This window comes from Amycolatopsis sp. AA4 (assembly GCF_002796545.1).
GTDB lineage: Bacteria > Actinomycetota > Actinomycetes > Mycobacteriales > Pseudonocardiaceae > Amycolatopsis.
The window spans coordinates 2,578,450-2,601,659 of the sequence record NZ_CP024894.1 but is presented as its reverse complement, the minus strand read 5'-3'; the positions used below and the strand labels follow the sequence as shown (position 1 = coordinate 2,601,659).

The following is a 23,210-nucleotide window of genomic DNA, read 5'->3' as shown; positions in this document are numbered from 1 at the left end:
TCCTCCTCACTCGAAATAGACTTCGACGCATTCGGTCGGCTCGAGACCGGCCGCCGCGACGGTGCTGGTGCGCTCGAACGGCTGCGCGTCGCCCTGGCGGCGCACCCGCAGCGTCCGGCCGGGCTGGTCGGGCACGTGGATGCCGACCGAGTTCTCCGCCGCGGCGGCGGCGAGTTCGTCCATCGTGTGCTCGCTGTCCGCGGGGAGCAGTTTGAGCACGAAGTCGCCGTCGAAGTGCACGGCGAGCGGAATGGTGGCCATCAGCGTTCCTTTCAGCCGGCCTTGACGAGCTGCTTGCGGTAGGCGTCGACCCAGGCGAACCCGTGCGCGTCGTCGCCGCCGGGGCCGACCGAGCCGAGGCCCATGTACTCCAGGACGCCGCCGAGGTCCGCGGGCTGGATCTCGCCGCCGAGGAACCGGTCGACCAGGTTCTTGTGGTGCCGGTAGCGTTCCGGGTCGTCCTCGAAGATCCACTTGTCCACTTCGGACGCGAAGTGGTAGCGCCGTCCTTCATGGACCAGCGAGATGTCGCGCAGCGTCTGGGAAGGCGTGCCGACGATCGGCAGCTGCGAGACGTTGCAGATGATCGGCAGCGTGCCCGGCACCGTCTTTTCCGGACGGTCGTGGGCGAAGTTGTCGATCAGGACGTCCCACACCTTGCCGAAGGTGTCGTTCCAGCCCGGGTACTTCTCCTCCAGCCAGTCGCGTTCCTCCGGGCTGACGCCCGCCGCCGGGTTCCACCACAGCGTCGGCCGCCACGAGTAGGTGCCCAGGTGCTGGCCGTGGTGGTGCTCGGAGATGTCGCGCAGGAAAATGTCCCAGTACCACGGTTTGGAGAGGCCGAGGTCCTCCAGCGAGCGCATGAACTGGGTGACGATCCATTCCTCCATGAATTCCTTGAAGGACGCCTCGCGCACGTCCAGCGGGACGTAGTAGTCCATCGGAATCCCGGACAGAATGGTGAACAGCCGGTACGAGCGCCAGAACGCGATGTCGATCTTCTTCTGCGCCTCGTCTTTCTGGCCGTTCTCGATCAGCATCTGCAGCAGCGGCGTGCCGAGCTGCGCGTGCCGGGCCTCGTCGGACTGGATGCTCTGGATCAGCTTGGAGAACGTGAAGTCGCCGGCCTTCGCGGCGTCGCCGGACAGTCCGATGAACTGCAGGTTCGTGAAGCCGGTCTCGAAGGAGAAGTTCGCGAAAATCGAGGTGGACACGGCGTCGCGGGTCATCATCACGTCGTCGAAGAAGTGCCGGGCGCCGAGCGTGACCCAGTTGTCGGTGAACATCGCCGCGTGCGACCACTCGAACTGGCGGTCCTTGTTCACGTACTCGTGCGGGAAGTACAACTGGATCTGCCCGTGCCGGATCTCGTCCAGCATCCCGAAGGTCGCCATGTTGCGCATGCCAGGCGCCTTCGACCAGCGCACGAAGCGAGACTCCTGGAACGACGCGCCGTATTCGACCAGCGCGACCGCCGCGTAATGCTCCTTGAGAATGGAAATCCAGCCCGGGTCGGCTTTGTTGTACAAATCGGCGCGTTCCAGCGCCGCCTTCACCGAGTACGCCCCAGCGTCCTTCTGCCGCTGAATATCGACGTACTCGCGATAACTCACCTTGTACGGCTCGTCATAGGTCGCCCACACCTCGTCGGGCAACCCTTCGCCGCCGGACAGTTCCGGCGGGAACAACTCCGCTTCGGTAACGTAACGCGGAGTCCATTGCGTGTCGCGGGCGATGTCGTACCACTGTGCTCGGTCCAGCAGAGCCATGCGTTGCTCCCTCTGTGGTCTTTTAGCTGCCGTGCTCGGAACCCAGCGGCCCTTCGCCGCCGGGGTAGACGAAAGACATGGCCGGGGCGTAGAACCCGAACGTCACCTGCAACGGGTGCGCGGGCCGCAACCGGTAGACCGGATGCTCCTTGTCGAGAAACTCGAACGATTCGACCGCGAATTCCTCGGCGATATCAGCGACGTACGCGTACCGCCCGCTGATAAATTCTCCGCCACGACTCGTGATATACCGCAACTGCCCGGTAACCCGCTGCGTCTCGCCGATCTTGAGCCGCGCAGTAGTGCGAATGATGGGCCGCCCCTCGACGACCGTCGTGGCGACCAGCCGATCCCCGTCGAGATCGAGCGTCGTCTCCCCCGGCGCACCTGCTGGAACGCCGTGCTCCCGGGCGTAACGGATCATCGGCTCGGAACTGTTGTGGTAATCGGTCCACCACCGCCCCGGAACGCCCGCCTCGGTGTCCAAGCCGGACAGATTCACGCCGAGATACGTGAGGGAATACGCGCCGAACGCGTCGTCCCCCTCGCTGGCCGACGTCTGAGCGTCCCCCTCGACCACGTACTGGTTGAGGTAACACGACCGATCAGCAGCCGGCGTGAGTCCCTCCGGAACAAGCTCCGCGACCGCGTCCGGATCCTCGGGCACCCACACGAGGTAGAGAGTCCGCGACCCGGTCACCAGCTGAGGCGGATGCAGCGACGTGCCCATAGGGGTTTGCCTCCAGGTTCACCGTTGAACGTGCCCGCCCCATCGCTCGAGCGGTGCCCCAAAGACTGCGCGACGGCCCCGGGACCGGACAGTGCGCAAGTTGGACAAGAACCGAGCCCGGAATGCCAAACCGGAGCACAAACCCACATCAGCGCAGGTCAGAACCCCACCCAACGATCACCCACGGAACCTCTGAATCCGTCAAGCCCCCCAATGTCGTGAGGGGAACCCTGAGGGACTCAGAGTCCCTCAGGGTTCCCCTCACGACAAAACCGCAGCCGCTGCACCCACCCGCCGGGGGCACCCACCCCACCCCCAACCCCGATACAAAGCCGCCCTGCGGTTCGGGGGTGCTTGTCAAGGCATCTTTCCCGCCTTGACAAGCACCCCCGAACCGTCAGCACAATCGGCTCTCGGGGTGCCCCACGCAACCACTCCGGCGCAATGTCGCCGCCAGGCGACGAGCCGCCCGCCCGTCACAACTCATCATCCAACTGCAAAGCGATCCACAACTCAGCCCGAACAGCCGGATCATCCACCTCCCTCCCCAACGCCTCGGCCACCTTCCCCATCCGATACCGCAACGTATGCCGATGAATCCCCAACGCATTAGCCGAAGCATCCGACTGCCCGTTATGCGCCAAAAACGTCCGCAACGTATGCCGCAAATCGATCTTCGCCGCCCCGGTCTTGTCCGTAACCGGCTCCAGCAACGCCCGGGCCCACCCCCGCACCTCGTCGTTGTCAAGAAACCGCATCAAACCGCTGGCAGCCACATCCCCAGCACAGGTCAACACCCCAGCGCCCCCAGGCGAACTGGTAAAAACCGACCGAACCTGCTCCCAAGCCGCAGCCAACTCCCCAGGCGGAGTCGGATCGCTAACCGCCCCCCGAGCCAACGGAATCCGCCGCAACAACGCTTCCAAGGTCCGCGTATCCCCCTCCGCCGGCGGCATCAACACCACCACCCGCCCCCGCTCCCATTCGGCGACCAGCGCCCGAAGACTCCGCAACCCGTGGTCCCCCTCGGCGTGCTCAAGCAACTCCCGCTCATGCCCCGAAGGCACCCCCAGAATCGCGACCCGAAGATCCCCCTCCGGAAAGTCGGTATCCAACGCCTCCCCAATCGCGGTAGCCAGCCCCACATCCCCAGCCACCGCGGCCTTGAACACCGCCAGCCGATGCTGCCGCTCGCTGTCCAGCACCCCTCGCGCACTATGCAACTCAGCGCACAACAACGACACCGCGGTGGTGACAATCGCCTGCTCAGCAGTAGTAAGCGGCGTAGACCGTCCGACCACCAGAAACCCCTGCACCCGCCCCCGCACCGCCAGCGGGAGCACCACTACCGACTCCCCCGCGATCGTCATGCTGAGACTCGCCGAGTTGGCCCGGTCCCGCAGCCGAGGCAACTCGATCCGCACCCGCGCCAGATGCATCCGCGCGGCGGGCACCCCCGCCCGATACCCACCGGCGGCGTCCAGCAGCAACGTCCACCCCCGCACCGCCTTCGCCAGCCGCTCCGCAATCGCCCGAGCCGAGTACGGCGACAACGAGGCCCGCGTCAAATCCCGCTGCGCCGAAACCGCGAAGTTCAGCTCCCGCTGCCGCTCGTCGGACAGATGCCCGGCCACCAAGCGACTCAACGCCGCGAACCGCGTCGTCGCAGGCACCGCCAGCACCGGCAATCCCGCCTCGTCAGCGGCCTCGACCAGCGGCCGCGGCACGTTCTGATAAAACGAACTGGCCCCGAACCCCAGCGCCACCGCACCGCCGGCCACGAGCCGGTCGACATACTCCCGGCTGGCCGCTGCCCCCAGTGCGAGCCGGGACCCGGTGGTCAGCACGAGCTCGCCGCCCTCGAGGTACGGCGAAGGATCCGGCAGCTCGCTGATCAACGCCCACGTGACTGCTTTCTCGAGTGCTCCGGGCGAGCCTTCGGCGGCGAGTTCGAGACCGTGTTCGCCGCGTTCGAGCAGCATCTGGACCGTAAGCGGCATGGTGTCTCCCGGGGACGGATCGGGCGGCCGGAAGTGTAACCGGCGGTCTGCCGAGCTGCCCGGCGATCGCCACCCGGACGAACCAACGTTCTGGACAAAACCCGGTGCTGGTGGGTAGAAACCGTCCTCATCGGACCTCCTCGCCCGCGGATGTCCGGCGGCACAACGGAAAGAGATCTCGATGCCCGCAGCTGCCCCGGCCCGGCCGGACGTCACGTACCGGACCGCGGGCGATCGCGCGCTGCTCGTCGAGTACGGGCCGCCGCTGCCGGTCGACCTCGGGCTCAACTTCTTCGCGCACGCCTCGGCCCGCCGGCTGGAGGAAAACCCGGTGCGCGGCGTGCTGGAAGTCGCGCCCGGACTGCGGTCGCTGCTCGTGCACTACGACCCGGAAACGATCCAGCACGACGACGTGATCGCCGCGATGGACCGGCTGCACCGCGAAATCCCCGAGCCCGGCTCGCTCGTGCTGCCGAGCCGCCGGGTGAAACTCCCGATCGCGTTCGACGATTCGACGTCGCGCGAAGCCGTGGAGCGTTACCAGATCACCACTCGCCCGGACGCGCCGAACGTCGTCGACGGCAACAACGTCGACTACCTCGTGCGCTCGAACGGCCTGCCGAACCGGGAAGCGCTGTACTCGCGGATCCTGGAATCCGAGTGGTGGAACGCGTTCACCGGTTTCTACCCCGGCCTGCCGTCGCTGCTCCCCCTCGACCCGCGCTCCGAACTGGTCGCGCCGAAGTACAATCCGGCGCGTTCCTGGACTCCGGAGGGCGCCGTCGCGTTCGGCGGCCCGTGCCTCGTGATCCACCCGATCGAATCCCCGGGTTCGTACCAGCTTTTCGGCCGGACGCTGCCGATCTGCGACCTCGTCCGCCGTCCGCGCGCGCACCGCGCGGACCCGATCCTGATCCACCCCGGCGACCGGATCTCGTTCTACCGCGTGGAAGAGGCGGTACTGATCGAACTGCGCAGGCAGGTTTTCGAGGGCCGCTACGATTACGACATCGAACCCGGCCGCTACGCGGTCGCCGACCACCTCGCCGTCCAAGCCGATCCCGCGATCGAAGCCGAGGCGGCCAAGCGACGCGCGGACCGCGTCGCCGCTCAGGAACTGGTGAAAATCCCGTGACGCAAACCGCCGCGTTGGAAGTGCTCGAACCCGGTCTGCAGACGACCGTGCAGGACTACCCGGGCCGACGCGGCAGGCAGTCATTGGGTTTCTTTTCGTCCGGCCCGGTCGATTCGTTCGCCTTCCGGCTGGCGAACCTCCTGGTCGGCAACCGCCCCGGCGCGGCCGCCCTGGAAATCCCGCTGGGCCGCTTCCAGGCAGGCGTCCTCGCGCCCGGCCGGATCGCCGTCACCGGACCGGAAACCACCGTCACCCTCAACGGATCCCCTGTCCCGCAATGGGAATCGGTACCCGTGGAAACCGGCGACGTCCTGGCCTGCGAAGTCCTGCGCGGGCCCGGCCACCGCTTGTATTTGGCATTGTCCGGCGGCATCGCGGTGCCGGAAGTATTCGGTTCCCGCTCGACGTTCCTCCTCGCCGGAATCGGCGGTCTCGACGGCCGGGCCCTGGAACGCGCGGACATCCTGGACACCTTCCCCGCCGCTCCTTCCCGCCCCCGCCGCCTCCCGGTTTCCCTGCGCCCGGCCTACCCGACCGCCTGGGAAATCGAAATCCTCCGCGGCCCGCACGCCGACCCGGACTTCCTGACCGCGGAGGACTTCGCCGATTTCCTGGCTGCTTCGTGGCGTTGCGACCTGAGTTCGGACCGGGTGGGCATCCGGTTCAACCCGCACCGCTTCCGCTGGGCCCGCCCCTCCGGCGACGTGGCGGGCGGGCACCCGTCGAACATCCTGGACTCCAGCTACCCGCCGGGCGGCATCCTGGCCTACGGCGACGTGCTCACCGTGCTGGGCCCGGACAGCAATACCTCCGGCGGATTCGCGGTGATCGCCACGGTCGCGTCGGCCTCGCTGTGGAAAGTCGGCCAACTCCGGCCGGGACGGGATACGGTGACGTTCCGGGAAATCGACCTGGACCAGGCTGCGGCGCTCAGTGCGCATGTCAATCAGTTGCTGGATGTCCGGGCGTTGTGTTGAGTTTCGCTTCGCGGTGCAGGGAGTCGCCTTCGTTGAGGGCGGCGATGATCGCTTGGTGATCCATTACTCGGCCGAACCCGCGCCGAATGGTGCGGAGGGTGGCTCGGTGCGCTTCGGCGTTGTCAGTCGCGTTGACATCCGAACCGAACACGATGTGGTAACCGAGGAAATATCCGGTTCGAGCAGTGGATTCGCAGCAGAAGTTGGTAAGCGTGCCGCATACGATCAGCGTGCGGACTCCCTGACACCGCAACGCGTAGTCGAGATCGGTGCCCGCGAAGGAGTCGTACGTATGCTTCGCGGAAATGATGCGCTCGTCGTCGCGCGGTTTCAGCCCGTGGTACAGCTTCGCTCCCGGCGTCCCCTCCGCGATGGCGCCGTTCGCGATCGGCGGCCAGAAGGCAGAGAAATCGTGCGCGACGTCGGGGGCGATCGTGTGTTCGGTGTACAGCACCGGAACCCCAGCGTCCCGGCACGCCTCGATCAGGGTTCGCACCCTCGGCAACTGCCGGTACGCCTCCGGAACCCGCATCGGCCCGTCCGGGCGGACGAAATCCTCCTGGAGGTCCACCACGATCAGTGCGCATTCTTCGGGCTTGATCTCGAACGCCCAGTGCTTGTCCGTATCGTAGTCCGCGTCGGCGGCAGCGATCTGCTCGCGTTCGCCGTCGAGCAGGTCCTCCTCGCGACGGCCGTACGCGGCCAGATACTCATTCAACGCGCGCACGGGCTTCCTCCTCCGCTTTCCCAGCCACCGAACCGAGATCGACCGACTTCGTCTCCTTCGCGATCAGCGACGCCACGAGCGAAATCAAGCCCATCACCGCCAGATAAGCCCCGATGGCGTACCCGGTGCCGAACTTCGCGTACAACCCGATCGCGATGATCGGCGCGAGCGAACCAGCCAGTACCGATGCCAGGTTGTACGCCAGCGAAACCCCGGAATACCGCACCTCGGTCGGGAACAACTCCGCGAAGAACGCTCCGATCACCGAGCTGTACGCGGCGAAGATCAGCAACCCGCCGGCTACCGCGAGCATGATCAATCCGGGACTGCGCGTGTCGACCAGCGCGAAGAACACGAACGCCCACCCGATCGTCGCCACCGAGGCCACCACGTAAATCGGCCGTCGTCCGATCCGGTCGGCCAGCAGGGCGAACAGCGGAATCGTCACCACCGCGCACGCCTGTCCGACCAGCACTGCCGTCAACCCGACCGAACTGTCCATTTTGAGCACCGTCGTGACATAAGTGATCACGAACAACGAGAACAGATAGAACCCGGCATTCTCGCCGAAACGCGTGGCCGCGGCGAGCAGCACACTGCGCCAATGCTTGCGGACCACCACACCGGCAGGCAGTCCCTCCGGCTTCGGCGCGTCCTTGAACAACGGCGTCTCCGCGACATAAAGCCGCAACCACAATCCGATCAAAACCAGCACCGCGGACAACCCGAACGCGATCCGCCAGCCCCAGGACAGGAACTGCGCCGACGGCAGCACCCCACCGAGAACCGCCAGCACCCCGGCGGCGAGCAAGTTGCCCAGCGGCGGTCCGACATTCGGCCACGAAGACCAGAACGCCCGACGCGCGCTGCCGCCGTGCTCGGACACCAGCAGTACTGCGCCGCCCCACTCGCCGCCGAGCGCAAAGCCTTGCACCAGACGGCAAACGACCAGCAGCAGCGGTGCCAGCACGCCGACCGCCTCGTAAGTGGGCAGCAGAGCGATCAAAAAGGTCGAAGCGCCCATCAACAACAGGCTCGCGATGAGCGTCGAGCGCCGTCCCTTGCGGTCGCCGAGGTGGCCGAGCACAACCGCGCCCAGCGGCCGGGCGAGGAAACCGACCGCGTAGGTGGCGAAGGCGAGAACCGTGCCGACCAGCGGGTCGTGCGACGGGAAGTACAGTTTGTTGAAGACCAAAGTGGACGCGGTGCCGTACAGAAAGAAGTCGTACCATTCGACGGCGGTGCCGGCGAGACTCGACGCCGCCACCACCCCCAGCCGCGTGTGCGGGCGTTTTCTGTTACGTTCGCGAGAGGTATCGGCCATTTCGGCTCCTGTGGTCGGAGGGTCCGTGACGCGGATGAAGTGCTGATGCCGGAAGCCTCGGTGGCTGTTGGCGCAGCCACCGAGGCGTGCTCCCCCCTGGGAACTGCCTCAGAAGAACCAGTGCACGGGCTCGTTGGCCCGGTCGGCCAGGTCCGCGAACCTTCCCCCGTGGAACGCCAGCGGTTCGCCGTCGCGCTCGCACACGCTGCGCACCTGTCCGAACACGACCACGTGGTCACCGGCGACCAGATGGCGTTCGACGTCGCATTCGAGGTGCGCGAAGGCGTCCGGGATCACCGGCACCTGATGCCTGCCCTCGGTCACCTCCAGCCCGGCGAAGTGGTCCTCGCCGCGGCGGGCGAAGCGCAGCGCGAGCTGTTTCTGCCGCGCGGACAGGATGTTGACCGCGAACCGGCCCGCCTCGACCACCGCGTCGGTGCTGCGCGCGCCGATAGTCAGGCACACGAGCAGCAGCGGCGGGTCGAGCGAAACCGACGTCAGCGAGTTGACGGTCATCCCGTGCGGCACCCCCGCCGCCCGGGTGGTGACCACCGCGACGCCGGTGGCGAAACGCCCCATCGTGCGGCGCATCGTCATCGGGTCGACCTCGGCCGAGGAAGTGATCATGGCGTTCTCCTTGCGAAGGGGGGCTCAGGCGGGGTAGCGGACCTCGAACGTGACGACCCCCTCGTCGGTCCGCCACGGGCCGTGCGGCATGCCCGGCGGCCGGCAGGCGTACATCCCCGCGGTGAACGTCCGGCCGAGCGTGAGGTCGGTGAACGAGCCCTCGAGAATGTAGACCTCCTCCCAGAAATCGTGTTTCTGCACGCCCATCGGCGTCGAATCGGCGCCCGGTTCGTACCGCAGGATCCGCGTCGCCACGCCGCTTTCCGGGTCCTTGGCGAGAATCCGTTCGGTGATCTTCGGGTCGTCGCCCGGGCACACCGTGAAGGCTACGTCGGTCACCGGGAAGAATTCGTGTTCCGGTTTGCTCATCGGGTGATCGCTCCGTCGAGGTCGTAGCTGGAAAGGAAAGCGTCGATGTCGCTGAGCGCGCCGTCGAAGCCGTAATTGCGGAAGGCGTAGCCCTTCACCACGAACGGCGCGCCGGCGTAGAACATCTCGTACTGGTGGTGGCGTCCGGCGAACTCGCTGCCGACGACGTCCCAGGCCAGCTTGAACAGCTTCACCCGCTCCTCGGCGGGCGCGGACGGGCTGTAAATGTATTTGTCGATATCCGCCCGGGTCTCCGGGTTCGTCAGGTCCGCGACGCTGGAGGGCACCTGCAGGACCCCGCCGCCGACCAGGTCGCGCAGGATCGCCAGCAGCCGCGGGTACAGCTCGGCCTGCAGGCCCATCGCGCCGTACACCGCGCGCGAGCCGGGCCGCCACATGCCGTTCTCGTCCGGCTCCGCGGTGTATTCCGCCGCCAGCACCGCCGATTCCACAATGGACGCGAGGCTCGCCAGCTCGCCGAGTTTTTCCACCACGCCGGGGAATTTGTCGACCCCGTTGACCGCGGCGACCTTGCGGGCGAGCCCGGCGATGAACTGCGTCTTCACCATGAACCGGATCTGCGCCTGCCAGTTGCCGAACACGTGCGCGCCGGTGTCGAAGAACTGCCGCCGCAATCCCGCGACGTCGCGGTAAACGAACACGCGGTCCCACGGAATGAAGACGTCGTCGAAGACCACCAGCGCGTCGGTTTCGTCATAACGCGAGGTGAGCGGGTAGTCGTATTCACTCGTGGCGGCAGGGGCGTACGGACGGCGGCAGTAGAGCTTAAGTCCTTCTGCGTCAACGGGAACCGCGAAGCCGAGCGCGAAATCGGCGTCCTCCGGCCCGAGTGGTTTGATGCAGGAAACGAAGATCTCGTCGGCCACCGCGCCGCCGGTCGCGAGCATCTGCGCGCCGCGGATCACGATGCCGTCCTCGCGCTCCTCCGCGACACCCGCCTGGATCAGGTCGCCTTCCCAGGCGTGCGCGGTGGTCGCCCTCGAGACCTGCGGCGGGATGATCGCGTAGGAGACGTACAAATTCTCCTCCAGCACGCGCTTGTGGTACGCGGCGATGTTGGCGGAAAAGTCCCGCTCTCCTTGCGAAAACGCCTCGGGATGCGCGGAAAACGCCGCGACGAACGCGCCGACGTGGTCCGGGCTGCGGCCTACCCAGCCGTGCGTGTGCCGCGCCCAGGCGGTCGCCGCTTCGCGGTACGCCTTCAGGTCTTCCCGGCTGCGCGGCGGCGTGAACAGGCGGTTCACCGTGGACCCGGTCGCCGGGTCGGTGACCGAGATGCCGGACTCCGGGTCGGCCGCGAGGTCGAACAGTTCCGCGATGGTCTTCGCGATCGGCGCGAACGCCGGGTGGTGGGCGACGTCCTCGACCGGCGCGCCGTCGAGGTAGATCCGCCGGGGGCCCTTGAGTGCGGCCAGATAGTCGGCTCCGCTGCGCATCACTCGCTCCTCTGTTTCGTTTCGTACGCGTGGGTCAGGGTCGGGCCGCCGGGCAGTTCCAGGTGGACGCGCCAGTACGCGCCATAGGTGAATTCGCCGCCGAGCAGCGGCAAAGTGCCGCAGTACAGCGCGAAATCGCCTTCGACCGGGCCGAGCCGGTCCAGCAGATCCGCCGGATGCCGCAGCGCGGCCAGCTCCCCCTTCTGATACGGGCATCCGTCCACACTGGAATCCGCGACGACGTGGTCCCAGTCCGGAATGGACACTTCGGTCCCGATTTCGGCGACCACTTCCCCGAGCGGCTTCGGACAGGCCGCTTTGGACAGTGCCACCCCGTCCCGCTCGAGATCGCGGTCGGTGTGGTCGGACCCGACGCCCAGGAAATACCGCCCCTGGTGCCGGATCAGCACCGGCTCGACCTCGCCGGACGTCCCCGGCGCGCTGACCCCGACCACCGGCTCGGTCGTCAGCAGTTCCGGGTCCAGGCGATAAAACGCGGGCACCGTTTCCGGCCTCGGCACGCCGATCGCCGCCAGTTCGGCGATGTGCTCCTCGACCGCGACCTCGTCGCTCCCGGTGTACCCGGCCACCACCAGCCGCGCCGGAGTGAACGCCAGTTCCTCCCCGGTTCCCGCGACGTGCAGGGCAATCGTGCTCATACTCCCGCTCCCGTCAAGTCTGCTGTGGACACCGGCCACCGCCGATCGGCCAGCACCGGGAATTCCGCCCGCACCGTGTCCACAATGGATTGGTCTACCTCGCAGCGCAGCACTTCCTCGCCCGCGCCCGCCTCGGCCAGCACGGTTCCCCACGGATCGACGATCCGGCTGGTGCCCGCCAGTTCGACGCCGCCGTGCTGAGCGCCCGCCGCGTTGACCGCGAGCACCAGGACCTGCTCTTCCACCGCACGGCACGAGGTGAACATCCGCCAGTGCTCGCGCCGCGCCGCGGGCCAAGCGGCCGGGACCACGACCGTCTTCGCGCCGCGATCCACCAGCCCGCGCCACAATTCGGGAAACCTGAGGTCGTAACAGGTCGTGGCCCCGATCGGCCCGAGTTCCGTTTCCGCGACGCTGAGCTTTTCGCCCGGCGTGAGCAATTCCGCCTCGCGCGAGGCGTATCCGAAGACGTGCACCTTGCGATAGGTATGCGCGATCGTGCCGTCCGGCGCGAGCAGCACCGCGGTATTGAACAACCGCCCGGCCGCGTCTTTCTCGACCAGGCTGCCCAAATGCACGTACGCACCAAGGCTTCGCGCCCACTCCCGCCCCGCCGCGACCGTCGGCCCGTCCAGCGATTCCGCTTCGTCCGGATACGCGTCGAACGAGAAATACCCGGCCGCCCACAATTCCGGCAGCACGACGAGTTCGGCCCCGCGCGCGGACTCCACCAACTGCCCGGCCCGCACCCGGCGGTCCGCGGCGGTCTCGTCCGGCGGGCTGGCCAGCTGGACCAACGCGACCTTCACAGCCGCTCCCCGACCCGCAACGCCGTCATCGTGCTGGAGAGATGCTTCGCCAGCGCCTCCCCGGCCGCGGCCGGTTCGCCGCCGCGCAGCGCTTCGACAATCGCCGCGTGCTCGGACAGCACCGTTTCCGCCCGGGTCTCGCTGCCCGCGACCGCGCGCAGCCCCATCCGGACCTGCCGCTCCCGCAACGATTCGTAGAACTCGGCCAGCACCGGATTGCCCGCGCGCCGCACGATCGCCCGATGGAAGGCGCGGTCGAACTCGATGAACCGCACCGGCTCGTCCACCACCTCGCGCTGCTTCGCGAGGAGGTCGTCCAGCTCGCCGAGAAACGCCTCGTCGACGCGCTCGGCGAGCTTGCGGACGCACCAGTCCTCGACCAGCTCGCGCGCCTCCATCACCGCCCGCACCTCCGCGTCGGAGATCGGCGGCACGAACGCGCCCTTCTTCGGCACGATCTCGAGGAACCCCTCGGCCTCGAGCCGCAGCAGGGCCTCCCGCACCGGCGTCCGGGACGTCCCCGCCGCCTCGGCGACCTCCGATTCGGTGAGGAACGTCCCGCCGTCGCGGGGCAGCTCGGCGATGCGCTGCTTGAGGAACCGATAGGTGACGTCCTGCGCGGACCCGGCCCGCCCAGCCTGTCGTACACTGCTCATGGACAAGATGTATACATCACGCATGGCAGGCGGGCAAGAGGCGTTTGCCGAGGTTGAACGGGTGCGCTCCGCTCTTGTCGCGCCGATCGATCCCCGCTCTCCCCGAAAACTCGCCTTCGCGCTCGGGGTGAGACCTGGTCACCTGAGCCTCACCAGCTGGCCGAAAAGTGCCTTCTTGGCACCTTGATCACCGCCGCTTACGGTTCCGGGGTCGCCACCGCACGACCGGTCAGGAGCCCCTCCGTTGAACCACTTCGTCATCACCGGCGCCCGCGTCTTCGACGGCGAGAACTCGCTCGGAATCGTGGACGTCGAGGTCGCCGACGGGAAAATCGCCAGCATCGGCGGCCGCCCCGAGGGAGCCGACCTCGTCGACGGATCCGGGGCGACCCTGCTGCCCGGCCTCATCGACGCGCACACGCACACCGACGAGGAGTCGCTGCGGCAAGCGTTGACGTTCGGCGTCACCACCGAATTCGACATGCTCTCGATGCCGCAACAGATGATTCCGTTGCGCCGCAAGGTCGCCGCCTCGAATGACTTCGCCGACGTGCGCTCTGCGTCGATCGGACTCACTCCCGAGGGCGGGCATCCGCATCAGCTGCGCAAGAACGAAGGCGATCCGCCGTGGCCGACTGCTACCCGTCCGGAGGACATCGCGGCCTTTGTCGAGGCCAGGATCGCCGAGGGGGCTGATTACCTGAAAGTCCTGGTGGAGGACGGTCGGCTGTTCGGCAGCGACACCCTGCCCCGGCTCGCTCCCGAACTGGTCGCCGCGACGGTTCGCGAAAGCCACCGGCGCGGGAAGATGGTGCTAGCGCACGCGATGACCGCCGAGACTGCCGAACAGGTCGTCGACGCTGGGGTGGACGGCCTGACTCATCTCTTCTTCGATCGGCCGCACCCCGCGGAGCTGATCGGAAAGATCGCCGCCGCGGGCACGTTCGTCATCCCCACCCTGACGGTGATCGCGTCGATCACCGGCGAGCCCGCCGGCCGCCGACTCGCCGAAGACCGGCGCGTCCATTCTCGACTCACCCAGGAATGGCGGGAGAACTTGTCCGGCGCGATGGCCACCAGCCCTCGCGAGCACTTCGGCTACGCGTTCGAAACGTTGTCCGCGCTGAAGAATGCCGGAGTCGACATCCTGGCAGGCACGGACGCGGCGCACCTCGGCGCGCCGGGGATGGCCCATGGAGCCAGCCTGCACGACGAACTCCGCCTCCTGACGACGGCGGGCTTCACCCCGACGGAAGCCTTGCGGGCCGCGACGTCCGTCCCGGCGCGCCGCTTCGGGTTGCCCGACCGCGGCCGGATCAAGCCGGGCCTGCGCGCGGATCTCGTGCTGGTCACCGGCGACCCGACGGTCAGCATCGGCGACACCCTTTCGATCCGGCAGGTGTGGCGCAACGGATCCCAGGCCAGGTAACCCGATCGGGCCGGACGACGGCGGGCTTCACCCCCGACACAAGCCCTGCCAGCCGCGACCTCTGGCCCGCCACCGCGCATCGCCCGACCACGGCCGGACCCGGCCCCCGCGCGGATCTCGTGCTGGTCACCGACGGCACCCTGTCGCTCCGGCACGTGTGGCGCAACGGATCCCAGGCCAGGTAACCCGATCGGGCCGGACGACGGCGGGCTTCACCCCCGACACAAGCCCTGCCAGCCGCGACCTCTGGCCCGCCACCGCGCATTACCCGACCACGGCCGGACCCGGCCCCCGCGCGGATCTCGTGCTGGTCACCGACGGCACCCTGTCGCTCCGGCACGTGTGGCGCAACGGATCCCGGGCCAGGTAACCCGATCGGGCCGGACGACGGCGGGCTTCACCCCCGACACAAGCCTTGCCCGCCGCGACCTCTGGCCCGCCACCGCGCATCGCCCGACCACGGCCGGACCCGGCCCCCGCGCGGATCTCGTGCTGGTCACCGACGGCACCCTGTCGCTCCGGCACGTGTGGCGCAACGGATCCCGCGGGCCGACGAGGCGGCCACGAGCCACCGGACCTCGGGCTGTCCGACGGCCGAGCGAGATCCTGGGTGCGACCCCTCGCCTGGGTGAATTTCCGGGCAAACAAGAACCCGCGCGGGTGCCGGTGAAGGCGCGCGCGAGGTTCTGGCCCGTTTCAGGCGGGCGGGTTAACCCGGTCAGCTCCGCTGCCCTGGCGCCGGCCGACCGAGCGGCCGATGAAATAGCCGAGGATGAGCCCGACGATCAGGCCGATCGCGATGAAGAAAATGATGGTGGCGGCGGCGATTTTGCCGACCGTGCCGAGGAATCCCTTGGCCTCGAGGTCGGTCGCGATCGCCACGGACTGGGTCAGTGCGTAGTGGGTCATGCCTCCCAGGATGGCATCGGGCGCGGCCGGGCGCTCGGGGACGCACCGGCCCGGGTCGCCGCGGTGACGCGACGGGCCTGGAGATCGCGATGCTGGCGCAGGTTCAGGCCGCGCCCGCCTTCAACCCGCCTGGACGCACCAAGCGTGCTCAAACAGACGAACACCCCAACACCGGACATCGGTGGTTCAAGCTTCTCGCGCGACGTGCTGACACGGCACGAGAACAGCCGACAACCCGGCCGCCTGACGGCCGCCCTCCCCCCAACATGCCCGGACGCACCGGGCGAGCGTCGCGCGCGGCAGATCAGTCTCTGACCGGCTTGAGCACGAATCCTTCCTCGTGGTCGTCGACCTGGGGCCGACGTCGCGAGACCGGTGCGGATTCCGGGTCGCGCGGGACATCCGGGCGGGATGGCAGGGCTGGCTCCGGAGGGTCGTCCAGCGCCAGGACGTCTTCGACGGCCGCTGTGACTGCGGGGACGCATCCGGCGCGGACGGCGCGCAAGCCCTCGTGCAGGGCCTGCGTGCTTGCTTCTGCGCTGAGGCGCGAGATCTCCGCGGCCAGGGCGGCCGGGCCCAGTTCCAGGGCGGTTTCACCGATGTCCAGGTGGACCAGCATGCCGTGCACATCGACCGTGACGCTCAGGGCCTCGCTGCGGGCCGCGGTGCGGATGGCGGCCAGTCCTGCCGACAGGCCCAGCTGGTCTGGGATTTCGTCGGCGATCTCGATGAGTTCGTCGATCCCTCGCTCGTCCTCGCCGGGATCGGCGGGGTCGACCGGATCGCCGGGAACAGCGGGATTGTCGGGCTGCTCGCGCGATTCCAGAACCTCTAGCTCTTCGGCTGGCTCCGTCCGCCAACCGGACACGTTCTCCTGCTCCGCCATCAGACCCTCCACGTGTCCGGGGTGGTGTCTTCGGCGCGCTCTGCCAGGTCCTTCTCCGATGCCAGGCCCAGGTTGCTCAGTTCGGCACCGCTAAGGACGCCCAGTTCGGCTTTCAGGGCGTGGCGGGCGCGTTCATTCGCCTGGGCGGCAGCCTCCCGGACCGCGCGCAGGATTGTGTCCGCCAACCGGGGGCCGCCACCGTGGAGGGCAGCTGCGGTGAGTTCCAGGGTGCGCAAGGCACCGCCGGGGGCGACTTCCACGGTCACTCCGTTGTGGCGTGCTGTGCCGGTGATGGTCACTTCGGGTGCACTCCGCCGTAGAACTTGTGCAGGTCGCGCGGGAGCGTGTACGTCAGGCGCTCTACCTGGTCGTTCGCGTTCCCCTCGATCGTGGTGATCTTGTTGCCCTCGACCTTTTCGATGATCCCGATGTGGTGGCTGTGCCCCCACGACGGACCGTCGCCGAAGAGGATCGTGTCGCCGGGGCGGGCGTTGCGGGCGAGGGCGGCGCGGTCGTAGGCGAGGTGGTGGCGCTGGCCCCACTTGTAGACGTCGCCGGTGAAGCCGTACTTCGGGATGTCCACCCCGGCCGAACGCCACATCGACGTCGCGAAGTACGCGCACCACGGCTGTCCGGTCGGGCCCCATTTGTTCCGGTTGTTCGGGCCCTCGTGGTAGCCGAGGTTGTGCCGCGCGTGGTCGAGGATCTGGTCGACCTTCTTGCTGTGGCTGACCGCCGTCTTGCCGTGGTGCTGTTCGTGCTTTTTGTGTGCTTCGTGTTTTTTGTGCTGCTCGTGCTTGCGGTGGTCGCCGGGCTTGGTGCGGTGTGCTCCGCCGGGGTCGGCGACGCCGTCGTGGTTCAGCTCCTTCTGCAGCGCGCGCAGCTTGCGGGCGGCCTCTTCCATTTCCGCGCGGGCGTTCTTCAGGTGGCCGCCGGATTCCTTCAGGTATTTGCCCGCCAGGTCGGCCACGTCGCCGATGGCCATCAGCAGTGCGGCCGGGCTTCCGTTGCGCGCCAGGACGTATCCGGCGTCGATGATCTTGCGTGCCTTCGCGACGAACTCGTCGATCAGCTTGCCGGTGGCCTGGTGCCGCCCGGCGAGCGCGTCGGTGACCTCGCTGACCACCCTCGCCCCGTGCGTGCTCGCCTGCGCGGTGACCTTGAGATCGCGGCCGAACTTGTCGGTGTCGTGCTCGAAGGCGGGATTCGCCTTGCTGTGCCAGGTGTTCAGCAGCGCGTGCGCGGCCTTGCGCTGCGCCTCGTACTGCGCGGTGATCTCGTGCGCGGCCTGCTGCAGCGCCTGCTGCGCGGCAAGCGATTCCGCGGCCTTGCCCTGGAGCTTGCCGTGGTGCGTTTTCATCTCGTCCGCGAACAGCGTCGCGACCCCTGCGGTGTCCAGCACGGATTCCCCCTCAGCCCAGAATGCCCTTGATGTCGTGTGCGCCGATCGCCGCGCTCGCGTCGGAATCCGCGCCCGCGTACGCCTGCCGGGCCCGGAAAACCGAAGCGCTCAGCGTGCGCGCGTGCGCACCGGTGGCCCGCACCTGCGATTCCAGCGAACGGCTGAAATCCCCCAGCGCGTCGGAGAATCCGGTTTCCTGGCCGACCTTCCCGAAACTGTCCTTGGCGATCCCGGTGACCCGGTGCACGGTCTTCCGGCCGACCGACACCAGTTCGTTCGCGACGTGCTCGGTGGTGCGTTCGTAGGCGAGGAACTGCTCGAGATCGGCCTTGAACCCGCCGTCCTTGCCGCCCTTGCCGTGGTGCGGTTGGTGCGGCCGGTGCTCGGGTTTGCGCGGAGGGCGCCCGCCCTTGCCGTGGTGGCGGGCGACGTCCTCGGCGGCCTTGCGCGCGGCGGCGAGATGGCTCTTATACGCACCGTTGGTGTACGTGGACCACGGCTGGAAGCTCTTGCCGTGCCCCGAAATCGCCCAGGCCGCCTTGGCGTTCTCGTCCGCGTCGAACAGTTCGTCGTCGGAGCGCAGGCGGAACTCGTGCCGGCGGGCGGGCCCGAGCGAGCCGAGCATGTTGACCTGCCACAGCCCGTACGAGTTGTCCGGCGGGGTCCCGTTGTGCGCGCGCGGGTTCCCGCCTGATTCCGCCAGCGCCACCGCGACCGCCGTGGTCAGCGCTTGCCCGCGGAACCCGGCGCGGTACGCGTGCTGGGCGATCTCCTCGGCCGACAACTTGCTCATTTCCTGCCCCCTTCAGCAGGGCGCTTCGCCGCTGCCCTAAGTGAGACGGAACCCTTCGGCTTCAGGTTCCCGAGTCCCCCGAACGGACGACACCCCGCGTCCGAGTTCCTGCATCCGGTCCGCGAGCCAAGCGTGGTCCGCGGGCGCGACCGTCACCCATTTCGTGCCCGCGGACTCCCGCACGACCGCGCCGTACCGCCCGGCTTCCGTGTCGTACCAAGCGACCACCGGCGAACGGCCGCCCGGACCGTTCACCGCGAACTGTCCATACGCGACCCGCGGCGTGGCGACGAGCGTCGAGAGCGCGCGCAGGTCGCGACCGGAGAGACCGGCCCGGCCGAGCACCCGCTCGAACGCGCCGTGCCCGTGGTCCGCAAACGCTTGCATCGCCTCGGAAAACGCCTCGCGCGGCAACCGCACCGCGTTGCCCGGCCCGGGTTCCGCGGGACCGACGACGCCAGCGGCCAGCTGCGGAACGTCGTCCGGCAGGCACGGCCGCAGCGCGAGTTCGCCCGCGTCGAGAACGGCCAGCACGCCCAGTTTGCGCCCCGCCGCGGCCAGCGCGCGCAGCGGCGGATCGCGGAACACCAGCAGGTCGACCGAAAACACCGGCTGCGCCAGCACCGCGAAGACCTGGCCGAGCCGCGGGTGCAGTTCGTCCTCGTCGTCGAGCAGCCCGGCCGCGGCGAGGCTTTCCGCGACCTGCGCTCCGAGCCGGTCGCGTTCGTCCATCGTGGCCCCGTGCGAGGGCACGTCCAGCGGATACGGCGGGGCACCGAGGTCGAACTCCGACCACAGCAGATCGAATTCCAGGTGCGAGAGCGCGATCCCGTCGACTCCGGGAAGGTGTCTGGCCACCGTCACTCGCCCAGCACGGGCGGGTACGCGTCCGGCAGGTCCTCGAGGAAGTCGAAGGAACTGCCCTTGGTGTAACGATTCTGGTGGTCCTCGGAGCCTTCGCCGTGCTGCCCCGCCATCGGCGGGAAGAAACCGCCGGACATCGGACTCCCGCCGCGCGCGCCCGCCGCGGCACCGGCCGCTCCGGCCGCCGCGCCGCCCGGCCCGGTCGCCCCGCCGAGCATCCCGCCGGACAGCGAACCCGGCAACGAGCCAGGAAGCGCACCGCCGCTGCCAGCTCCGTTGCCGCCGAGCGCACCGACCGAACCGCTCCCGAACGCACCGGCGGAACCCGGCGTCCCGCCGAACGGCCCGCCCGCGAACGCCCCGGCGCCGCCCGGAACGACCGACGACGCGGTGGTCGCGTCGCCGCTGCCCGCCATCTCCGAACCGCCCGAACGCCGTCGCCCGCCGTCAACGCCGCCGCGGCCGCCGCTTCCGTCGCCGCCCGCGGAATCGATGTTCGTCGTCTTCGGCGCGCCGGTGAAGTGCGGCAGTTTGTCGTGCACGCCCTTGCTCGACGTCTCGTAGCTTTCCATCACGCGAACGGCCTCGGCCTTGGCCTGCGACGCGGCACGTTTGGCCGGCAGATGGTCGTCAAGCAGCTGATCGACCATCACCGCGCCGCTGGGGCCGCTGGCCGCGTTGAGGTCGTAACCGTCGCGGAACTGGTTCTCCGCCGCGTAGAAGACCGGTTCCGGCATCTTGTGCTTCGCCGTCTCGACCGCGCTCGTGTAGTGGTCGAGCTTGTCGCCGACCGCGCGCATCGTCTCGCTCGCGCCCGCGCCCCAGGACGTCAGCTTCGAAGCCGACTGCGCCGCGTTCCCGGCCGCGCCGCCGCGCCAGGACAGCAGCAGCTTCTGCACCGTCTTGTGCACCGCGGAGGTCGCCGAATCGACGTCGTACGCGAGCTTGCCCCACTGGTGCGCGGTCGCGCCCATCGCGACCGGGTCCGCGGTCATGATCATGTCGTAGAGCGTGGTGTGCGCCCAGGCGTTCCAGTTGATCTTGCCGAAGGACTCGTCCTTCAGGTTGGCCCGCTGGGCGAGCTTGGTGCGCCGCAGGATCCGGCGCTGCGCGGCGGTGGGCGGATGGTCCTCGCTCCACAGCCGGTGCTTGCGGTGCTTCTCGTACGGCAGCCGTTCGTAGCCCGGTGTCCGGCTCATGCCGGCGTCCCTCCCCCGTCGTCCGCCCGGCGGCCGACCGCGTCGAGCGAATCCTTGGCGTCGCTTTCCTGCTGGACGTGCCCCGCGCCGGCCCGGCGGATCGCCTCGCGCAAGGACGACAGCTCGTCGAGGTACTGCTGCAGGATCGCTTGCGCGCCGCCGTCAGCGGAACCGCGGACGCCGAACGCCTTCCGCAGGTGCGCGGCGACCGGGCTGGTGCCGTCCTTGAGCGGATGCGTGAGCTGCTTGGCCTGCTCGAGGCAGGCGGTCAGCTCCTGCTGGCGCTGCTCCAGTTCGGCGTCGGCTGCCGCGATCTCGGCCGCGTCCAGCTCCATGACGCCGGTGTCGGCGACGATCTCGGCGGTGCCCGCCCCGGACGGGCCCCGCACGGAATCCGCCGTTTCCGGCCGCCCGGACCGGTGCGTCTCCTTGGCCTGTTCCTTGTGCAGCGCACGGACGTCTGCCCAGTCCGAAACCCGGTGCGAACTCACCCCAGTCCACCTCCCAGCGGGCGTCCTCGACGGACGCGCGCACCAGTATGTCAGCCGGCCGGACCGCGGGCACCCGGTCCGGGAAAGTCGGCGATGAGACGGTGCTGGCGAGGTCGCGGTTCCGCGGGGTCGCCCGGACGGCGGAGGCTGACCGGATGCGCCGACGCACCTCGGCCAGCACCGCCCCCGCGACGATCAGCGGACGAACTCGAAGATCTGCTTCTGGATCCCGTTCGAGTAGCTTTCGCTCTCGATCAGCTTCAGCGGCTGCTTGTCCTTGTCGGTCTCGCTGAACAGCCGCTTCCCGGCGCCCAGCAGAACCGGGAAGACCAGCAGGTGCAGCCGGTCGACCAGGCCGGCGTCGGCGAGGTTCCGGACCAGCGTCGCGCTGCCGTTGACGATGATCGGGCCGCCCTCGGTCTCCTTCAGGGCGGCGACGTCGTCGAGCGAGCGGAGAATGGTCGTCTCGCCCCAGTTCGGCACGAGGTCCTCGTCGCGCAGGGTGGTCGACACGACGTACTTCGGCATCGCGTTGTAGCGCGGGAACTCCTCGGTCATGCCCGGCCACACCGGCGAGAACGCCTCGTAGCTGACGCGGCCGAGCAGCAGCGCGGTCGCCTCCTCCTGCTCGGCGCCCTTGAGCGCGTACGCGGCGGGGTCGAACTCGATGTCCTGGAACGTCCAGCCGGCGTTGCGGTAACCGGGCTCGCCGCCGGGGGCTTCGACGACGCCGTCGAGGGACACGAACTCGGTGACGATGAGGGTGCGCATGGTTCAGCTCCTGATTCGGGATGGTGCCTGTTCACCTACGCGTCGAACGGCACCGTCCCGATCAGACACGCCACCCGGAATCTTGAGTGTGACCTGAGTCATACCGGAGTGTGCCAGGCGTCGTACCCGTAGATCGCGTCCGCGGCGGCCGAACTCGTCCCGCTCTGCTTGAGCCAGCTGTTGCCCCGCGAGGCCAGCTGCACCTCGCGCGTGCGGTCCAGCCGGGCCGCCTGGTACGCCTTCAGCGCGACCTCGACGTTCGGGTACTCCGCCAGCGCCCGCGCCAGCACCACGCTGTCCTCAATGGCCATTCCCGCGCCTTGCGCCATGAACGGCATCATCGGATGGCACGCGTCGCCCAGTAGCGTCACCGGGCCGGACGACCAGGTCGGCAGCGGATCGCGGACGTACAGCGCCGATTGCAGCACCGAATCGCACGCGTCCAGCAAGGCGCGCGCCTCGGGGTGGAAGCCGCGGTACGCCTCGCGGAGTTCGTCGACGTCCCCGGGGGTGGTCCAGGATTCGTGCCGCCACTGGCTTTGCCGCGTCGTGGCGAAGACGAACACGTCCGCACCCCGGTTGAGCGGGAAAGTCACCAACTGCGTGTCCGGATCGGGACCCCACCACTTGGTGAAGCAGTCCAGGTTCGGCACGTCCACCGAACCCGCGGGCAGCACCGCGCGGTACGCGACCACGCCGGTGAACTCCGGGTGTTCCGCGCCGAACAACGCGGTGCGGACAGCGGAGTGGATGCCGTCGGCGCCGATCACGACGTCCGCGGAAACATTGGTCCCGCTGAAGTCCAGCGAGACTGAGTCCGTTGTGGACAGTCCGGTCAGCTTGTGTCCCAAGTGGACGACGTCGTCGGGCAGTGCGCGTTCCAGGGCGGCCAGCAGATCCGCGCGGTGCATCGTGAGCTGCGGCGAACCGTAGCGGCGCTCGGCCTCGTCGCCCATCGGCAGGCGCGAGGTTTCCTCGCCGGTGTCCCAGGTGCGGCTGATCCGGTACTTCGGCCGCGCCGCGGTTTCGCGCAGTTCGTCGCCGACGCCGAGGCCGTCGAGGGCGCGGACGGCGTTGGGCGTCAGGTTGATGTCCGCGCCGACGCGGCCGAATCCGGCCGCCTGTTCGTGCACGACCGGCGAGAACCCGGCCTTCCGCAGGGCGGCCGCGGCGGCGAGGCCGCCGATCCCGCCGCCGACGATGGCGATTTCCGGCACAGCGAAAGCT

General features: G+C 68.7%; 25 protein-coding genes. 3 read left to right on the top strand and 22 right to left on the bottom strand.

What is annotated here, in order from left to right; genetic code table 11:
* Window positions 1-6: 6 nt before the first annotated feature.
* The 4 genes from CU254_RS12375 to CU254_RS12360 all read right to left on the bottom strand — a co-directional run bounded on the left by CU254_RS12375 (window position 7) and on the right by CU254_RS12360 (window position 4,499).
* Entirely contained in the window at window positions 7-261 is a 255-nt protein-coding gene (locus tag CU254_RS12375) for a toluene-4-monooxygenase system B family protein (RefSeq protein ID WP_009076105.1), read from the bottom strand.
* An 11-nt stretch (window positions 262-272) separates the two neighbouring features.
* Entirely contained in the window at window positions 273-1,769 is a 1,497-nt protein-coding gene (locus tag CU254_RS12370; RefSeq protein WP_009076103.1) for a YHS domain-containing protein, read from the bottom strand.
* Between the two features lie 22 nt (window positions 1,770-1,791).
* On the bottom strand, window positions 1,792-2,499 hold the full coding sequence (locus CU254_RS12365) for a hypothetical protein (RefSeq protein ID WP_009076101.1): 708 nt from the start codon (window positions 2,497-2,499) through the stop codon (window positions 1,792-1,794).
* A 476-nt stretch (window positions 2,500-2,975) separates the two neighbouring features.
* A complete protein-coding gene (locus CU254_RS12360; RefSeq protein ID WP_100266766.1) occupies window positions 2,976-4,499 on the bottom strand; it encodes a PucR family transcriptional regulator in 1,524 nt (507 codons plus the stop codon).
* Between the two features lie 181 nt (window positions 4,500-4,680).
* Here CU254_RS12360 and CU254_RS12355 point away from each other — a divergent pair, with 181 nt between their 5' ends.
* Window positions 4,681-5,634 carry an allophanate hydrolase subunit 1 gene (locus tag CU254_RS12355; RefSeq protein WP_009076097.1) on the top strand — a complete coding sequence of 318 codons (954 nt, stop codon included), beginning with the start codon at window positions 4,681-4,683 and terminating at the stop codon, window positions 5,632-5,634.
* Entirely contained in the window at window positions 5,631-6,611 is a 981-nt protein-coding gene (locus tag CU254_RS12350) for a biotin-dependent carboxyltransferase family protein (protein ID WP_009076095.1), read from the top strand. The genes CU254_RS12355 and CU254_RS12350 overlap by 4 nt, the downstream gene beginning before the upstream one ends.
* Here CU254_RS12350 and CU254_RS12345 read toward each other — a convergent pair.
* From CU254_RS12345 to CU254_RS12310, 8 genes are all read right to left on the bottom strand, one after another.
* Window positions 6,577-7,338 (bottom strand): cysteine hydrolase family protein, encoded by a 762-nt coding sequence (locus CU254_RS12345; protein WP_199785885.1) that lies wholly within the window; start codon window positions 7,336-7,338, stop codon window positions 6,577-6,579. The genes CU254_RS12350 and CU254_RS12345 overlap by 35 nt on opposite strands.
* Window positions 7,322-8,662, bottom strand: a complete 1,341-nt coding sequence (locus tag CU254_RS12340) for an MFS transporter (protein ID WP_009076090.1) — start codon at window positions 8,660-8,662, stop codon at window positions 7,322-7,324. Before CU254_RS12340 ends, CU254_RS12345 begins: the two co-directional genes overlap by 17 nt.
* A 108-nt stretch (window positions 8,663-8,770) precedes the next feature.
* Entirely contained in the window at window positions 8,771-9,289 is a 519-nt protein-coding gene (locus CU254_RS12335; protein WP_009076088.1) for a flavin reductase family protein, read from the bottom strand.
* A 24-nt stretch (window positions 9,290-9,313) separates the two neighbouring features.
* Entirely contained in the window at window positions 9,314-9,658 is a 345-nt protein-coding gene (locus CU254_RS12330) for a cupin domain-containing protein (RefSeq protein ID WP_009076086.1), read from the bottom strand.
* Window positions 9,655-11,115, bottom strand: a complete 1,461-nt coding sequence (locus tag CU254_RS12325) for a 4-hydroxyphenylacetate 3-hydroxylase family protein (protein ID WP_009076084.1) — start codon at window positions 11,113-11,115, stop codon at window positions 9,655-9,657. Before CU254_RS12325 ends, CU254_RS12330 begins: the two co-directional genes overlap by 4 nt.
* The gene (locus tag CU254_RS12320; RefSeq protein ID WP_037713434.1) at window positions 11,115-11,774 is read right to left on the bottom strand and encodes a DUF2848 family protein; all 660 of its coding nucleotides are present in this window, start codon (window positions 11,772-11,774) and stop codon (window positions 11,115-11,117) included. Before CU254_RS12320 ends, CU254_RS12325 begins: the two co-directional genes overlap by 1 nt.
* On the bottom strand, window positions 11,771-12,583 hold the full coding sequence (locus CU254_RS12315; RefSeq protein ID WP_009076080.1) for a carbon-nitrogen family hydrolase: 813 nt from the start codon (window positions 12,581-12,583) through the stop codon (window positions 11,771-11,773). Before CU254_RS12315 ends, CU254_RS12320 begins: the two co-directional genes overlap by 4 nt.
* Window positions 12,580-13,239, bottom strand: coding sequence for a GntR family transcriptional regulator (locus CU254_RS12310; protein ID WP_009076076.1), 660 nt, complete (start codon window positions 13,237-13,239; stop codon window positions 12,580-12,582). Before CU254_RS12310 ends, CU254_RS12315 begins: the two co-directional genes overlap by 4 nt.
* 244 nt (window positions 13,240-13,483) lie before the next feature.
* Between CU254_RS12310 and CU254_RS12305 the strand changes: the two genes are divergently transcribed.
* Window positions 13,484-14,668, top strand: coding sequence for an amidohydrolase family protein (locus tag CU254_RS12305; RefSeq protein WP_009076075.1), 1,185 nt, complete (start codon window positions 13,484-13,486; stop codon window positions 14,666-14,668).
* Between the two features lie 696 nt (window positions 14,669-15,364).
* Here the strand turns inward: CU254_RS12305 and CU254_RS12300 are convergent.
* The 10 genes from CU254_RS12300 to CU254_RS12255 all read right to left on the bottom strand — a co-directional run bounded on the left by CU254_RS12300 (window position 15,365) and on the right by CU254_RS12255 (window position 23,200).
* Complete coding sequence (locus CU254_RS12300) at window positions 15,365-15,577, bottom strand: hypothetical protein (protein WP_009076071.1); 213 nt, start codon at window positions 15,575-15,577, stop codon at window positions 15,365-15,367.
* Window positions 15,578-15,881: 304 nt separating this feature from the next.
* Window positions 15,882-16,463 (bottom strand): hypothetical protein, encoded by a 582-nt coding sequence (locus CU254_RS12295; RefSeq protein ID WP_199785884.1) that lies wholly within the window; start codon window positions 16,461-16,463, stop codon window positions 15,882-15,884.
* Window positions 16,463-16,762, bottom strand: a complete 300-nt coding sequence (locus tag CU254_RS12290; RefSeq protein WP_009076066.1) for a YbaB/EbfC family nucleoid-associated protein — start codon at window positions 16,760-16,762, stop codon at window positions 16,463-16,465. Before CU254_RS12290 ends, CU254_RS12295 begins: the two co-directional genes overlap by 1 nt.
* Window positions 16,759-17,865, bottom strand: coding sequence for a CHAP domain-containing protein (locus CU254_RS12285; protein WP_009076064.1), 1,107 nt, complete (start codon window positions 17,863-17,865; stop codon window positions 16,759-16,761). The genes CU254_RS12290 and CU254_RS12285 overlap by 4 nt, the downstream gene beginning before the upstream one ends.
* Before the next feature lie 10 nt (window positions 17,866-17,875).
* A complete protein-coding gene (locus CU254_RS12280; protein ID WP_009076062.1) occupies window positions 17,876-18,658 on the bottom strand; it encodes a transglycosylase SLT domain-containing protein in 783 nt (260 codons plus the stop codon).
* Between the two features lie 36 nt (window positions 18,659-18,694).
* Complete coding sequence (locus CU254_RS12275; protein ID WP_037717003.1) at window positions 18,695-19,516, bottom strand: ESX secretion-associated protein EspG; 822 nt, start codon at window positions 19,514-19,516, stop codon at window positions 18,695-18,697.
* 2 nt (window positions 19,517-19,518) lie between these two features.
* On the bottom strand, window positions 19,519-20,721 hold the full coding sequence (locus tag CU254_RS44800) for a WXG100 family type VII secretion target (protein WP_009076058.1): 1,203 nt from the start codon (window positions 20,719-20,721) through the stop codon (window positions 19,519-19,521).
* Entirely contained in the window at window positions 20,718-21,212 is a 495-nt protein-coding gene (locus CU254_RS12265) for a hypothetical protein (protein ID WP_009076057.1), read from the bottom strand. The genes CU254_RS44800 and CU254_RS12265 overlap by 4 nt, the downstream gene beginning before the upstream one ends.
* 195 nt (window positions 21,213-21,407) lie before the next feature.
* Window positions 21,408-21,983 (bottom strand): dihydrofolate reductase family protein, encoded by a 576-nt coding sequence (locus CU254_RS12260; RefSeq protein WP_009076055.1) that lies wholly within the window; start codon window positions 21,981-21,983, stop codon window positions 21,408-21,410.
* Between the two features lie 98 nt (window positions 21,984-22,081).
* Window positions 22,082-23,200, bottom strand: a complete 1,119-nt coding sequence (locus CU254_RS12255) for an FAD-dependent monooxygenase (protein WP_009076054.1) — start codon at window positions 23,198-23,200, stop codon at window positions 22,082-22,084.
* Between the last annotated feature and the right edge of the window lie 10 nt (window positions 23,201-23,210).